This window comes from Candidatus Wallbacteria bacterium (assembly GCA_028687545.1).
Lineage (GTDB): Bacteria > Muiribacteriota > JAQTZZ01 > JAQTZZ01 > JAQTZZ01 > JAQTZZ01.
Genome location: JAQTZZ010000008.1, coordinates 71,593 through 86,384, shown reverse-complemented (window position 1 = coordinate 86,384; position 14,792 = coordinate 71,593). Strand labels below are relative to the sequence as shown.

Sequence of the window (14,792 nt, the reverse complement as noted above, 5' to 3'; positions counted from 1 at the left end):
TGAATGCTGAAGAAAATAATCCTGCTAGTCATGGTGTTTACTGTGACAGCATTCGCCGAGAATCTGATCAATCTGCGGGCCGGGGAATCAAAAGTTCTTCAGTTCAAGGATTTGTCCAAAGTTTCCATTGTTGATCCGGCCATTGCCGATGTAATGGCTGTCTCGGACCATGAACTGCTCGTGATGGCCAAAAATGTCGGGCTGACCACACTTTACGTCTGGATGGGCAGCGAGATGCAGCAGTACCAGCTTTCAGTCTCGAATTCAAGCCTTCATGAGAAAGTCAGAGAAGCCATCGGCAAGGATATCGAAGTGATAGTGGCAAAGGAAGCGATCATTTTAAAAGGCGTGGTGGACAGCGAAGATGAAAAGAAAACTGCCGAGGAGATCGCCAAAGTTTATTCCGATAAAGTGACTAACTCCTTGAGAATAGCTGATCGGAATACTGGCAAGAGATTCATGAATCTGGAGCAGGAAGTCGAGGAACTGATCGGCATCAAAGGTGTCAAAGTCAAAATCAGGGATAAAAAACTGATCCTGGATGGAGAAGTCAGCAACCAGAACGATGTGAATCGTGCCATGCAGGTAGCTTCAGTTTATTCCGAGAAAGTAATCAACCTGTTGCGCGTCAATCAGCCCTATCAGATCATGATTGAGGCTAAAGTCATTGACATCAGCAAAAATTCCACGGAATCTCTCGGTGTGGACTGGGGCTCAGACATCACTGCAGCTCATCTTTCCACTGGAAACGCCAAGGGATTGTTCCCGTTCGCGGAAAAAAGGGATGCTAACATCACTTCAGATGATAATCTCAAGATCGGGTCCATCACCAGATATTATAATGTGATGGGTACTCTGAAAGCCTTGATCGAAGAAGGAAAAGCCAAGATCATCTCATCCCCGACTATGATGACCATGTCAGGAATTTCAGCCAATCTTACTGTCGGCGGACGCGTGCCTGTCAGAAGCACTACTGTCAGCAACAACTCGGTGACCGAAAATTTCACCTACGAGCAGTATGGCCTGACTGTAAACATCACCCCTGAAGTTGAAGCTAATCACAATGTGATGCTGGATCTTTCCATTGATATCACGGATCTGCAGTATGGGCAGACCAAGGACAACAACCAGAACGTGGTACCTGAATTCCTGAGCCGCAATGCCAGGAGCATAGTCACCTGTGCCAACAGTGAAACTATCGTGATTTCAGGTCTGATCAGGGAGCGTGTTGATCAGAACAACGATAAAATCCCTGTGCTGTCAAAAATCCCCGGCCTGGGCAAACTCTTTCATAACAACATCAACAAGAAGACCGAGTCGGAACTCCTGATCCTGCTTACTCCTCATGTAATCAGGGCAGGTGAGTTTGTGGAAAAGGTAACTGTTCAGAAAGCTGCTGAGGTCGAAGTTCCGGTGCTGAACATGAACACCGGGAAAACCAAGACAGTTCCAAAATCCTCCAAAGCCAAGACGGTTCAGAATGAGGAAAAAGCCAAGGCTTCCCAGCCTGCCCCTTCGCTGACAGTATCGTCCTCTCCGGCCTTCCCCCTGGGAATTCATCAGACAAACCAGATGAAAAACTACGGGTCTGACAGGCGGAGCAAGATACTTGGTTCAACCTGCAGGCCGGAAAAAGGTTATGCCCAGTCCGGTCAGGATGACCGGATGACGCTGAGATAATCTGATCAGTAAGCTTAACCCTTAATCCTGAAGCCAATCCAGATCTGAATTTCAATTGCCAACATTTGACCTGATTCTTATTTTCTATTCCCCGTACAATGTGGTAGAATAACTCATATTAAATATACGGGTAGAAAAAATGCCAATAAGAGTACTGATTGCAGACGATAATCCCGAAACCCGGGAGCATCTGAAAAAATTGTTCGAAGCGACTGAAGACATTGTCGTTGCAGGGGAAGCTGCCAATGGGCAGGAAGCCGTGGACTTCAGCGGAAAAAACTCCCCTGACATTGTGCTCATGGATATCAATATGCCGGTGAAAAACGGCGTTGAAGCAACCGAAGAGATTACCTCACTTTACCCTAATGTTTCAGTGATCATGATCTCGGTCCAGGATGAACCTGAGTATTTGCGTAAATCCATGAATGCCGGGGCCAAGGATTACATCATCAAGCCTTTCAACCCCCTGGAACTGGTCAGCAACATCCGTAAAGTTTACAATCGCGAGCATAAAAAGACCAGACAGATGGCTTCCAAGGCTCGAAAGACCGGCAAAGTAGTCACATTTTTCTCCACTAAAGGAGGATGCGGCAAGACTACTCTGCTGATCAACATAGCGATTGCCCTGAAGCAGAAATTCCCTGCCTTGAGAGTGGCGATATTTGATTTGAAGCTTCAGTTCGGGGACATAGCCCTGATGATGAATCTGAAGAATCCGACTACTGTGTTCGATCTTGTAAGCACCGAGAATTTCGATCCCATGCAGATTGATGAATACCTTTCCAAGCATGAGTCAGGCGTATCTGTGCTGGCGTGTCCGGAAAAACCTCAGCACGCCGACAGCATCGACATTGATTTCATACACAACCTCGTTTCTACGAGTAAGGAAAAGTATGACTATATTTTTATTGATACTTCGTCCATTATCAGGGAAATCGAACTCTGCATTCTCGACGAAACATCTGATGGGCATCTGATCCTGGTATTGACACCCGAAGTCACTGCTCTCAAAGATACCAGGGAAACCATGCTGATTCTGGAAGATCTTGGCTACCCACTGGATAAGATCAGCGTGATCCTCAACCGTGGAGATAAGAATCTGGTGCTGACCATCGATGACATCGAAAAAACTCTGGCCACCAGAATCGACGTCATCATTCCTTCTGAGGGTGAGATAACGGTGCAGGCCTTGAATCGAGGGGTGCCGTTCATGATTTCTCATAGTGGGTCACGAATTGCAAAGTCGATTTATGAATCTCTCCAGAAGCTTTTCCAGCTTTCCCTGAGGGAAGAGGAAGAGGGATTTCTGGATAAAATCAAGAAAATGGTGAGGTGAGCTTATGGGCTTACTGGAACGTTTGGGAGAAGACAAAAAAAAACCTGCTACCCCGCAGGGCGGTGCTACTGAAGGTATCAGAAAGCCTGAAGAATCGAGGAGGGGTTCTGCCCATGAATCAGAATCCGGCTCCGGCTCGGGAATGAATACCCATCAGGACCTGATGGAAGAAATCAAGAATACTTTAATCGAAGAAATGGATCAGGATCTTCTCAAAGAGAAGGACGAGGAAAAAAAACGAGACATCTTCGGTAAAAAGCTGGATGAAATTCTGAAAAAACTTACTGCTGAGCGGATGCTGAAGATCGCTCCCCCTGTTCAGAAGAAGATCATCGAGGATGTGCTTGACGACGTGCTGGGCCTGGGTCCGATCCAGAAACTGCTGCGTGACGACAGCCTTTCTGAAATCATGGTAAACGGGCCTAAGCAGGTGTACATCGAGCGCAAGGGAAAACTTGTGCTCTCAGACGTAACTTTCCGTGATAATGAACATGTGCTGCACATCATCGAGAAAATCATTGCGCCCTTAGGCAGGCGTTGCGATGAAAGCTCTCCCATGGTGGACGCGCGCTTGAAGGACGGTTCCCGTGTAAACGCGATCATCCCGCCTCTGGCGCTCAACGGGCCCACGATCACGATCAGAAAATTCAAGAAAGATCCGCTCCAGGTGTCGGATCTGGTGCGCTGGAATACACTGACCCAGGAAATGGCAGACTTCGTCAAAGCCTGTGTGCACGGAAGGCTGAATATAGTAATTTCCGGTGGTACCGGCTCCGGAAAAACCACCACGCTCAATATCCTGTCCGGATTCATTCCTGAGGACGAGCGCATCATTACTGTGGAAGACGCCGCAGAACTTCAGCTGCGTCAGCCGCACGTAGTATCGCTGGAAACCCGCCCGCCAAACATCGAAGGCAAGGGTGAAGTCACGATCCGCGACCTGATCAAGAATACTTTGCGTATGAGACCGGAACGGGTAGTCGTCGGAGAATGCCGCGGAGGCGAAGCGCTGGACATGCTGCAGGCCATGAATACAGGCCACGACGGTTCCCTGACCACAGGCCACGCCAATACTCCGCGCGATATGATCCGCAGGCTTGAGACGATGGTGATGATGTCAGGCATGGATCTGCCAGTCAAAGCCATCCGCGAGAACATTTCTTCAGCCATTCATCTGATAGTGCAGCAGAGCCGTCTGCAGGACGGTTCCAGGAAAGTCACGCACATCACCGAAGTGCAGGGCATGGAAGGCGAGACAGTCGTATTGCAGGACATCTTCATTTTTGAAGCCCAGGGACTGGATGAAAAAGGGAAGATCATCGGCAAATTGAAGCCGACCGGAATCAGGCCTAAATTCATGGACAAACTGATCTCACACGGGCAGAACCTTCCGGCTGACATCTTTACGGAGAAATTATGAATCTCTGGATGATCCTGTTCTTCATTGCTCTGGGGGCATTCGTATATTATCTGTTCTCTTTTCAGGGATTCGCAAATCAGAACGATGCTCTGAAAGAGAGACTGAAAACCATTTCCGATGACAAGCCCCAGGAAGCCAGGATCGAAAAAAAGACCCTGGATGCGGGCAAATCAGGTAAGGCCAGATTGTCAGATATTTTGCAGAATGTAGGGAAAATCGTCACTCCAGGCAAGATCGGACAGAATATCCAGAAAAGGCTTGAATTTGCCAATATTCCTCTCAAATCCAATGAATTCGTGGCCATCATCCTGCTCTCCACTGTACTTCCGATGTCGCTGGCTATGATGCTCTTTAAAAGCTTTGTGATCGGGCTTGGATCCGCAGTTGTCGGGTTTATCGCCCCGAACTTTATTCTCAGCAGGAAGATCGCGAAACGGCGCAGGCAGTTCCAGGACCAGATGCTGGACAACCTGGTCATGCTCAGCAATTCCCTCAAAGCAGGCTACAGCTTTCTTCAGGGTCTGGATCTGCTTTCAAAAGAAGCCGCCCCACCCTCCTGCGAAGAATACACTCGCATCGTCAGGGAGTCCGGATTAGGGATGGATCTGGAAAAATCAATGCGCGACCTTAACGAACGGATGGCCAGTGAAGATTTCGACCTGGTTGTGACTGTAATCATGATTCAAAGGCAGATCGGAGGCAACCTTTCAGAGATTCTGGACGGGATTTCCAATACAATCAGGGAACGCATGAGGATCAAGGGGCAGATTTCGACCCTGACAGCTCAGGTACGCCTTTCAGGGATCATAGTCGCCGGGATGCCGATAGCGATTTTCCTGGGTTTTTACGCGATCCGGCCAGACCTGATGAGTTTATTTTTCACATATCATGAAGGCTGGTTCCATGCCTATTACATGTTGCTCGTTTGCGGAGTGATGGAAGGCATTGGCTTCATGATCATGCAGAAAATAGGGGATATAGAGGTTTAAAGTGAATCCTTTGTGGTTGATTGGAATTGGGATAGTAGTGGCGGCTGTCTTCATGTTCTGGCCAAGCGGGCAGAAGAGGGCAATGCAGAAGCGACTTAATATGCTTGCCACTCAGGACGGCAAGAAAGTGATCGCCACTGCCGCGGAACTGGAACTGCAGAAGAGCTTCAAGGAAAGGGTCATCCTGCCGATCCTGCATTCCTTCACCAAAAAATCCGCGAAGAAGACCAATCGCGCTAAAAAGGAAAAGCTCAGGATGGAACTTGCCCAGGCCGGCAACCCCTTCGGGTTGAGCGCGGAAGAGTTCATGGCTCTGCGGACTGTGCTGACACTGCTGTTCATGTTTATCGGCCTGCTGATCTGCTTCCTGCTGCGGCAGCCAATGATTAATTTTGTCATGGCAGGCATGATCTCCGTGATTCTGGCCATGCTGATGCCGAATTTTTACATTAAAAAGCAGATCACTTTTCGTAAAGGCATGATCCAGAGAAAGCTGCCTGATGTGCTGGACCTGCTTACCGTAAGCGTCGAAGCAGGCCTGGGTTTCGACTCTGCCATGAACAAAGTGGTGGAAAAGTTCGAGGGTCCGCTGGCCGACGAATTCAAGGTCGTTCTGAATGAAGTGAAACTTGGCAAGAAAAGACGTGATGCACTTAAAGATATGGCCAATAAAATGGAGGTGGATGACCTTTCGAATTTCATTTCCTCCCTGATCCAGGCAGAAACGCTCGGAGTGAGCCTTGGAAATGTACTCAGGATCCAGTCTGCTCAGGCCCGCCAGCGCAGGAGGCAGCGCGCCGAGGAAGCTGCCATGAAAGCACCCATCAAAATGCTGCTGCCGATGGTCGGATGTATTTTCCCCTGCATTTTCGTGATCATCGGCACACCAATCGTAATTGGTGTTTATGAAGCAGCAGTCAAGAACAAGATGAAACCTTAAAAAATTGTTAGGAGAATACAAGAATGGCGATGGAATTCAGACCCCTTTCCCCGAAAACTGTGGAAGAAACCGGCTTGAAAGCGTCCTTCCTGATGGATCTGACCCTGAAGTTGATCTATGCAAGAGGCAGGATTACCGGTAAAGATGTATCCCTGGAGCTGAAGCTTCCTGCCTGCGTCACGCTGGAAGCGCTGGAAGGATTGAAGAAGCTGAAATTAGTCGAATCCGCAGGATCCTCCCATCCCATCCACTGTATTTTCGAAATCCTGGACCGGGGAAGGGAAAAAGTGCGCGAGATTTTCGAACGTGATGAATACATAGGACCTGCGCCGGTCTGTCTTGCCCAATATAATGACATCATGAAGAAGCATGTCAAAGAATTCACCAGGGTTTCTCCAGAGGAAGTGAGGAAGGCTTTTTCCGATCTCGTGATACCTGAGTCCATCATAGAGGAAATCGGGCCTGCCATCAATTCCCGCGGTTCCATGTTCCTGTTCGGCCCTCCTGGGAACGGCAAAACCTCAATTGCGGAACGCATTTCCCGCATCATCAACAATCAGGTGCTGCTGCCTTACGCCATTGAGATCGACAATCAGGTGATCAAGCTTTTTGATCCGGCATATCACAAAGTCCTGGAAACAGGCGAACCTTCGCTGACCTTCGACAACCGCTGGCTGCTCTGCGTTCCCCCTGCGGTGGTGGTGGGAGGAGAGCTGACGCTGAAGGAGCTCGATCTGATCTGGAACCCGACATCCAAATTCTACGAGGCTCCGATCCATCTCAAAGCCAATGGCGGCATGTTCCTGATCGACGACTTCGGCCGGCAGATCGTCAGGCCCAGGGATCTCCTGAACCGCTGGATTTACCCCCTGGAAAAGAATTCGGACTATCTCACACTGCATACGGGCAAGAAAATTGAGGTGCCTTTCATTCAGCTGATTGTCTTCTCCACCAACCTCGATCCTTCAGAACTGGTGGATGAAGCCTTCCTGCGGCGCCTGCAGAACAAGATCAATGTCGTAGACCCTTCGCCGCAGCAATACAAGGATATTTTCCGTTTAAACTGCAACAACATGAAAGTTCCCTTTGACGAACCCATGGTGGACCTGTTCATGGAAAAATACATGAAGGCAGAGGGAAGACCTTTCCGCTCCTGCCAGCCCCGCGACATTCTGAAGATCATCCGCGCCAAATGCCTGTTTGACGGGAAAGAGTTCCAGCTTAACGAGGACGTCTTCAAATACGCCTGCAAGCAGTATTACGTGAAACTCAAGTAATGAAACTGCCATTGACCCCGAATCTTCAGCTCGGGATCACGGACCGCTGCAATCTGTCCTGCTATATGTGCAGGCCTTCGCTTGAACAGAGTAGAAAAAAAGGCTCAGTCGAACTCGGTTCCGATATGCCATTGTCCGTATTCCGGGATGTGATCGGCAATTGTTCAGGAAGCGATTTTGACAACCTCATGCTGTGCTGGGTTGGGGAACCGCTGCTGCACCAGGATTTTTTCCAGATGCTCCGCATTCTCCGGGAATTCGACCGGCAGAGGAATTTTTTCCGCATCCTTTCCTTCAACACCAATGGAGTCTGTTTCGACAGAGCGAAGATTGATGAATTTTTTGAGATAATCGGGGACTGGGAAAAAAAGATCTCGGTTGTTTTTTCGCTGGACGCAATCAAAGCCGGTACTTTCAGCAGCATCAAAAAAGTGGACTTCTGGGAACGGGTGGAATCCAATGTCAGATACTTCTTTGAAAAAAAAGCCAGTCTGGGGATTACAGGCAGAGTGCAAGGGGTTGTACAGTTCCTGGTACTTCCTGAGAACGAGTCTGAATCCCTGGAATTCTATTATCATTTCAAGAATTTTTTTGAAAACCAGAAACTGAACTGGGAGTTGAAATTCGAGATGGATTTCGCACTGGACAACGGGATCGTCCTGAAAGAAGCCCTTCTCAGGCCACAGAACGCTTCACGCAGGCGTTTCGAACGGGTGAAAGAAAAATTTTCCGGACTCAGTTCCGGGAATCAGTTCCGGGAATCCGGATACCGGATGTATTCCGCTGAAGGTCTTGTCAGGATGCCTTTTTACGAGGGAGTAAAGAGAGAACTGCATCATTATGCCAATCGCCCGCCCTGCATTTCACCATTTATTTATCCTGCTGTTCACGTTGACGGCAGGCTGACCGTCTGCTGCAGGGACAATGGCCTGGAATTGTCGCTCGGGAATCTGGCAAATCGGAATTTTGAAGAAATCTGGTGGGGAACCGCTGCCGACAGACTCCGTCTTGCCCATCTTGAATCGAAGCAGGAAGAATATCCGCTCTGTTTCTTTTGCGGGAACTACACTGAGTATTTTCTCGCCCCGGCTACGACTGAGCGGCTGTACCAGCGGAAATTTCCCTATCAATCGCAACCTGAGCCTCTGGATGAAGTGCAGTTTCACCAGAAGCTGGAGAGGATTTTTTTCCATAGCCCGGATATCTCGCTGGCCGGGATGCTGCATGGATATTTCGAACAGAAAAATCCGGAAAAACTGCTGTGGCTCTATCAGCATCTTCTGGAGCGGAAAAACGACCAGAAAGCCAGGGAAATCCTTGCCAGCCTTCGTTATTCCCGTGGAGAATACCAGGAAGTGCTGAGACTGTTTGAATCTGAAGAAGGACTTAACAGAGATTGCCTTAAATTGAAAGCCCAGAGCCTGATCAGTTTAGGAAATGTTGAGGATGCAGCCAGGATTCTGGAGCAACTCTGCCTGGGTTCGGATGAACTGCCGCTTTTGAAAATGCTGATGGGCCTTTACCATGACCAGCGCGATAAGTCCATTTCACTTCTTCCCCGTCTGATTGAACTGGATCATGTCAATGCAGGAGATTACCGCCGTATATACGCCCAGTTACTGCTCTCTGAGGGAAAAATGGAGCAGGCCTGGGAATCCGTGCTGCCGATGTCTCCAAAATGCGGACGGGCTGAAATCTGCATAGAGATTATCCGGGAAGCAGTCAGGCGCGGCCTGGACAGCCTCGCGGAGAGATTCATGTTTGAATTTCAGGGAAATTTTTCCGAGCCTGAAACCATCGCACTGGGTACTGCCCTTTTTTCCGACTGTGCTTACAATTGGGCATTCTCACTTGCCAGGAACATGCGGATCTCCAGCAATACCCTGGAACTGCAATTCAGATGTCTGACTTCTCTAGGTCTGAAAGCAGAGGCAGCAGTGGTGGCTGAAGCACTGGCACGGGAGGAAGACAATCCGGACCAGCATGAATTTCTATTCCATTACTACCACCAGAGCGGACAATTTCTGATGGCTGCGCGGCATTTACGAAAGCTTCGGACAAAGTTCAGTCCTGAGGTTTTTCGGATCTCTTTTGCGGATCTTTTTGAGAATGCAGGAAAATATCGTTCCGCTTTCAGGAAGCTTCAGGAAACCCCAGCTTCCGATAACTTTACACGCAGGGTTTCCTTGCTGGAAAAAATCGGGGATTTTGAGAAGATCATCCGGCTCTATGATGAATCACCTGCCGAAAGAACCGAGCTGCATTTTTTCAAGTCGCTGCTTGATTCATTCTGGAAACTTGGAAGATACAGGGAAGGAGCGGAATTCCTGTCTGATTTTCAGGGTTTGAGGGATCTGGAATACAATCAGACAGCCTGGCCTTTTCTGATCCAGGCCGCTCAATATGAAAAAGCCCTGGAAGTTCTCAGGCCGCTGGAAAAAGGCTCAGACGGGCAGAGAGCGCGGGATGCAAAATGGCAGATGATCTTAGTGCTGCGCAAGCTTAAACGTCCTCTGGAAGCCTTTGGCGTCTGTCTTAGGCTGTGGAAATCAGATAAGTTCAATCCCAGAGTCTGGAAGATGCTCTGGAGGATCATCAGGCGGGATCTCATGGATGGTAAGAGGAAAAGCAGATGAAAATATTAATGGCATTGCCCGAATTATCCCAGGGAGGTGTGGAGCAGTATGTGTTCCAGCTTGCTCCGCGCCTCTGCAGGCTTGGGATCCAGATTACAGTGGTTTCTTCAGGCGGACCCCTGGCGGATCAGCTGTTGAGGATGGATGTGGAGCACATTGAGATGAACCTGGCGAGCAAATCGCCTCTCAGTTTCATGATGATACCCAGGCTGAGAAGATTGATCAGGCGTGAAAAATTCGACCTGGTGCATGCTCATTCCAGAGTTCCTGGATGGCTGCTTTATTATGCTGCAAGCGGCCTCTGCCCGTTTGTTTATTCTCCTCACGGGCAGTACCGCCCGCACTGGGGTTCCTCGATTGTGAAAAAACCAGCACATCTGATCGTAGGTGCGGAATTTCTGCGGGACTATTTCAGGGATCAGTTTTCAGTACCTGAATCAAGATTCAAGCTGGTACCCTACGGGGTAGATCTCGGAAAATATTATCCCGGGCCGCAGAAGCGAAAAGACCCTTATCTGGTAGAACTTGGAGCTGCAGGGAGACTCTCAGTTGTCAAAGGATTCGACATGCTGCTCAAGGCTCTGGCGGTATTGGTCGGGAAAGGGATTAAAAATTTCAACCTGAGACTTGCCGGCAGTGGCGAAGAGCGGGACAGGCTGGAAAAAATGATCAGGGAGCTCGGAATTTCCAGTAGAGTGGCTCTGCTCGGAAATCTTACAGATATGCGGCCATTCTATCGCAGTCTGGACTGCCTGGTGATCTCTTCCAGAAGGGAAGGTCTGCCCCTGGTGCTCCTGGAAGCCATGGCATGCGGACTGCCGGCCATAGCCACCACTGTCGGAGACATTCCACGTGTCATAACCGAAGGTGTGGAAGGATAACTCGCAGCCCCTGAAAATCCCGAATCCTTGGCAGGCGCACTGGCAAAAGTCCTGGAAAATCCGGGAAAACTGGCAGGAATGGGTCTCTCCGCCCGCCTAAAAGTGGAAGAACGGCATGACCTGGAAAAAATGGCTGTGCAGATCGCCGAGACTTACAGGGAGATTCTTGGCGTGGCAGAGTAATTGTTATGGAAGAAAAAATCGGTAAAATCTGATCTGAACATTTCTTAATGGAGCAGGTGTTTTTCAGTGGAAGGTAATTATCTCAGCAGGATCAAGCTCAATGCCATCGATCTTCTGGTGCGGCAGGCTGAGACCAATCCCCGCCTGAACCTGGTGATTGAGAAACTGTTCGTCATTTTCGCCGGAGAGCCGGCAAATCTTTCAAAGCTTATTGATTCCCTGTCCCACACAGCCTTGGATTACCGTGAACAGGTAGCCCGCTGCCTGCAGAGCAAGCACCCTGCAATACGCAGGCAGAGCATCTTGTATCTGGCTGAGAGGAAGATCCCTGGATATACTGAAGAATTCCTTGTTTCTTACCCTGAGGAACCGCCGGAAATCAAGCTCGCTTTTGTGGAATATTTCCAGTTCTCATTCACTCACCAGGAAGTTCCGTATGTGATTAATTTTCTCGAAATTGAGAAAGATCCCTGCATCCGTTCTTTGATGATAAAATTACTGTCGCGTTTTCTCGACAACAGGGAGACGTTCAAGTTCTTTCAAATGCTCAGGCAGTCACTTTCCGATGAACGGGAGTGGTTCGAATACGTGGAAGTCCTGCGCCAGCGTAAAGACTGGAGGACATTGATGCAGCTTCCGCGTGATCTGCCTGTAGTGGTGCGGATCATGATCTGCTCTGCGCTGGTCCAGATCAAAGATTTCAAGACCAGGGAATTTCTCTGGGATAGATTCAGCCGGGAAGAGGAAATCCCCAGGATAGCTCTTTTAAAGTCCCTTCCTGTAGATACGGACATAGAAGCACAGCAGATCAAGGAAGCAGTCGAGAACATGAATCATGTTCTTCACCGCAAGTTGATTTCGATTCTCGCGGAACGGGAAGAAAACTGTCTCGTTGTTTTCATCACCCGCTGGCTGATCGATGAAATCCGCAGAAAAATCGTCACTTTGATCAGGAAAGTCAATACTGACCTGATTTTGAAAAGCCTGACCAGATTTTACAGATCCAGATCCGAGAAAGAGCGGAAAAATCTCCACCAGCAGATCGCAGACAGCCCGCTTAAAGCAGAAGAACAGAAATTTCTGATCTATTTTCTGGACAATCATTTCAGCCAGATCTCAGACAACCTGCTGCACGAACTGGAAAAATCCACTTACATCAATGATCTTCGGGAATATCCTGACTCCCCTTTTTTTTATCTCTGGCTATCATTCCTGATGATCAGGGATGCTCTGCCGTTTGATCTGATCTGTCCATTCGTGGATCTCCCGGAATGCACTAACAGGCAGGAGATAATCTGTTATGGAGTCAGGAAAAATGAAAAAAAAGGCCTGGCGCTGATGTTCGATCTGATTGAGAACCGTGAAAAGGAGCGGCCGGCAGCCATCAGGATGATGACAGGTAATCTGGACCCTGTTACCCGCAAATTCCTGATTTCCCATTTCAGTTCGCTCGACTCGTGCAGCAAAATCGCTGCTCTGGAACTGTTTTCCAGGGAAACAAACGATCTGATTCCGCTGCTGCGCTTATCTCTTGAAGACAAGCATCATGAAGTGAGGTTGAAGGCTGCGGAACTTCTCATGTTTCTACCAGACGATCTTGAGCGGGAATTCATGAAACCAATGCTTAAATCCGGAAACCCTGAACTGCTGCTGGCTGCTGCCAACCATTACCAAGGCCGGACCGAGGAAGAATTCAAAATCAGGATCCTGCAGGCACTTTGTGTGATCCCGGAACTGGAACTCCTGAAACTCTTTTCGACTGCACTTCTGGAGCTGTTCTCTGATTTCCCTCTTTTCTTTTATTCTTTAGTTGGATTCGAACTTCAGGACATTTCAGATCAGCTGAGCGTAAAATTCAAGCTGGCCTGGCAGAATGAGAAAAACTGGGCGGAGCTTCTGGCTCTGTTCAACGACGAACTTTTTTTCAGAGAGATCGGGAATCCTGCGGAAGCCTTTTTTTTCTGTCTGATTATTTATTGTTTCAAAAGCAGGATCGACCTGGATGCTCTTAAAATCTGGGAAACTCCGGGAGTATCAGAAGATTTTCTCGCCAAGATTAAGCATGAACTCGAATCAGAAAAAAAGCAGATCCTCATCCGGGGTGTCCTGGATCTGCTTGAAGGAGGGATTAAACAGTCATATTTCTGGAGATTGTACTGCTGGGAATTCGAAATTCCTCCAACCTCAGAACTGCAGGAATTTGCGAGAGCTTATCCTGCGAATCGGCAGGCATTACTGCTCATGATCGGGGAGACGTATTTTGCAGAGGGGGATTATCAGCAGACCATCTCCTTTCTGCAGCGATTACAGGACGGGGAGATAAAGGATGCTAAAATTCTCTTCCAGATCGGATATTCCTATATCAGGCTTGGACATTTGAGCCTCGGAATGCCATATCTCGACAGGTTGGATAAATTGACTCATGTAACTGATCACAAGGAATATCTGTATATAGTCGGTGAAGAACTTGAGAAAAAAAGGGAATGGCGGTCTGCACTTCATTTTTTCAAGAAGATAGCGGAAGTAGATCTGGGTTACAGGGACCTGTCCCAGCGGTTGATCAGTCTGCAAAAAAAAATCGAGGTGGTCAGCGAAAAAAGCTACCCGTTTGACATGGAACGTTTCGTCGAGATCGAAGAGATTGGCAGCGGAGGAATGGGCAGAGTTTACAAGGCGCATGATCTGAAAAACAACAGATCCGTTGCGGTCAAGATCCTTTCCAGGGAGCATCTCGGCAACCAGAAAATCGCCAGACGCTTCATTTACAGGGACGGGCTGGTGACCCAGAAACTGAATCATCCTGGAATCGTAAAGATATATGAGGTTTTCAAGGATTCGGTACCTCCCTATATTGTGATGGAATATCTGGAGGGGAGCAACCTGCATGATCTGATCAAATCCGGACCCCTGACAGAGGAACAGCTGAAAAAGATTTTCAAGGGGATCCTGGATGCAATCAGTTTTGCCCATTCTCAGGGAATTATTCATCGCGACCTCAAACCGGACAATATCATGGTAAATTTCCAGGACTGCATCAAACTGATGGACTTCGGGCTGGCCAAGGAAGCCGGTGCCACTACACTGACTCAGGCCGGGGAAACATTCGGTACTTTGTATTACATGCCTCCGGAGCAGATCCGGGGAATCGATGTCGACGAGCGTGCCGATATTTACGCTTTGGGTGTGATCCTTTACGAGATGCTTACCGGAGGGCTTCCCTTCTGCGGCGAAAATCCGGAAGCTACGATGTACAAAATATTTAAGGAACAGCCTAAAGCCCCTTCCGAAACTGCCCCCAGGCTGGAAAAATGGAATCTGCTGATTCAGAAGGCTTTGGAAAAAAAGCCTGAAGACCGTTACCAAGGGGTGAGCGAGCTTCTGATTGCTTTTGAAAAGGTTGATTGAAGCTGAATCCAAGATTATTCTTCACAAATCAGCTGTCTGAATGTA

At 48.6% G+C, this 14,792-nt stretch carries 10 protein-coding genes; all 10 read left to right on the top strand.

Going from position 1 to position 14,792, the window contains the following annotated elements; genetic code table 11:
- Positions 1-3 precede the first annotated feature (3 nt).
- The 10 genes from PHW04_05805 to PHW04_05760 all read left to right on the top strand — a co-directional run bounded on the left by PHW04_05805 (position 4) and on the right by PHW04_05760 (position 14,747).
- Positions 4-1,680 carry a pilus assembly protein N-terminal domain-containing protein gene (locus tag PHW04_05805; GenBank protein ID MDD2715393.1) on the top strand — a complete coding sequence of 559 codons (1,677 nt, stop codon included), beginning with the start codon at positions 4-6 and terminating at the stop codon, positions 1,678-1,680.
- Between the two features lie 139 nt (positions 1,681-1,819).
- Complete coding sequence (locus tag PHW04_05800) at positions 1,820-3,016, top strand: response regulator (GenBank protein MDD2715392.1); 1,197 nt, start codon at positions 1,820-1,822, stop codon at positions 3,014-3,016.
- A gap of 4 nt (positions 3,017-3,020) precedes the next feature.
- On the top strand, positions 3,021-4,436 hold the full coding sequence (locus PHW04_05795) for a CpaF family protein (protein ID MDD2715391.1): 1,416 nt from the start codon (positions 3,021-3,023) through the stop codon (positions 4,434-4,436).
- Positions 4,433-5,425, top strand: coding sequence for a type II secretion system F family protein (locus tag PHW04_05790; GenBank protein ID MDD2715390.1), 993 nt, complete (start codon positions 4,433-4,435; stop codon positions 5,423-5,425). Before PHW04_05795 ends, PHW04_05790 begins: the two co-directional genes overlap by 4 nt.
- A 1-nt stretch (position 5,426) precedes the next feature.
- Positions 5,427-6,365 (top strand): type II secretion system F family protein, encoded by a 939-nt coding sequence (locus PHW04_05785; protein ID MDD2715389.1) that lies wholly within the window; start codon positions 5,427-5,429, stop codon positions 6,363-6,365.
- A 29-nt stretch (positions 6,366-6,394) separates the two neighbouring features.
- A complete protein-coding gene (locus tag PHW04_05780; GenBank protein ID MDD2715388.1) occupies positions 6,395-7,642 on the top strand; it encodes an ATP-binding protein in 1,248 nt (415 codons plus the stop codon).
- Positions 7,642-10,278 carry an SPASM domain-containing protein gene (locus PHW04_05775; GenBank protein ID MDD2715387.1) on the top strand — a complete coding sequence of 879 codons (2,637 nt, stop codon included), beginning with the start codon at positions 7,642-7,644 and terminating at the stop codon, positions 10,276-10,278. The genes PHW04_05780 and PHW04_05775 overlap by 1 nt, the downstream gene beginning before the upstream one ends.
- On the top strand, positions 10,275-11,159 hold the full coding sequence (locus PHW04_05770) for a glycosyltransferase (GenBank protein ID MDD2715386.1): 885 nt from the start codon (positions 10,275-10,277) through the stop codon (positions 11,157-11,159). Before PHW04_05775 ends, PHW04_05770 begins: the two co-directional genes overlap by 4 nt.
- A gap of 27 nt (positions 11,160-11,186) precedes the next feature.
- A complete protein-coding gene (locus tag PHW04_05765; GenBank protein MDD2715385.1) occupies positions 11,187-11,342 on the top strand; it encodes a hypothetical protein in 156 nt (51 codons plus the stop codon).
- A gap of 66 nt (positions 11,343-11,408) precedes the next feature.
- The gene (locus PHW04_05760; GenBank protein ID MDD2715384.1) at positions 11,409-14,747 is read left to right on the top strand and encodes a serine/threonine-protein kinase; all 3,339 of its coding nucleotides are present in this window, start codon (positions 11,409-11,411) and stop codon (positions 14,745-14,747) included.
- Positions 14,748-14,792: the final 45 nt, after the last annotated feature.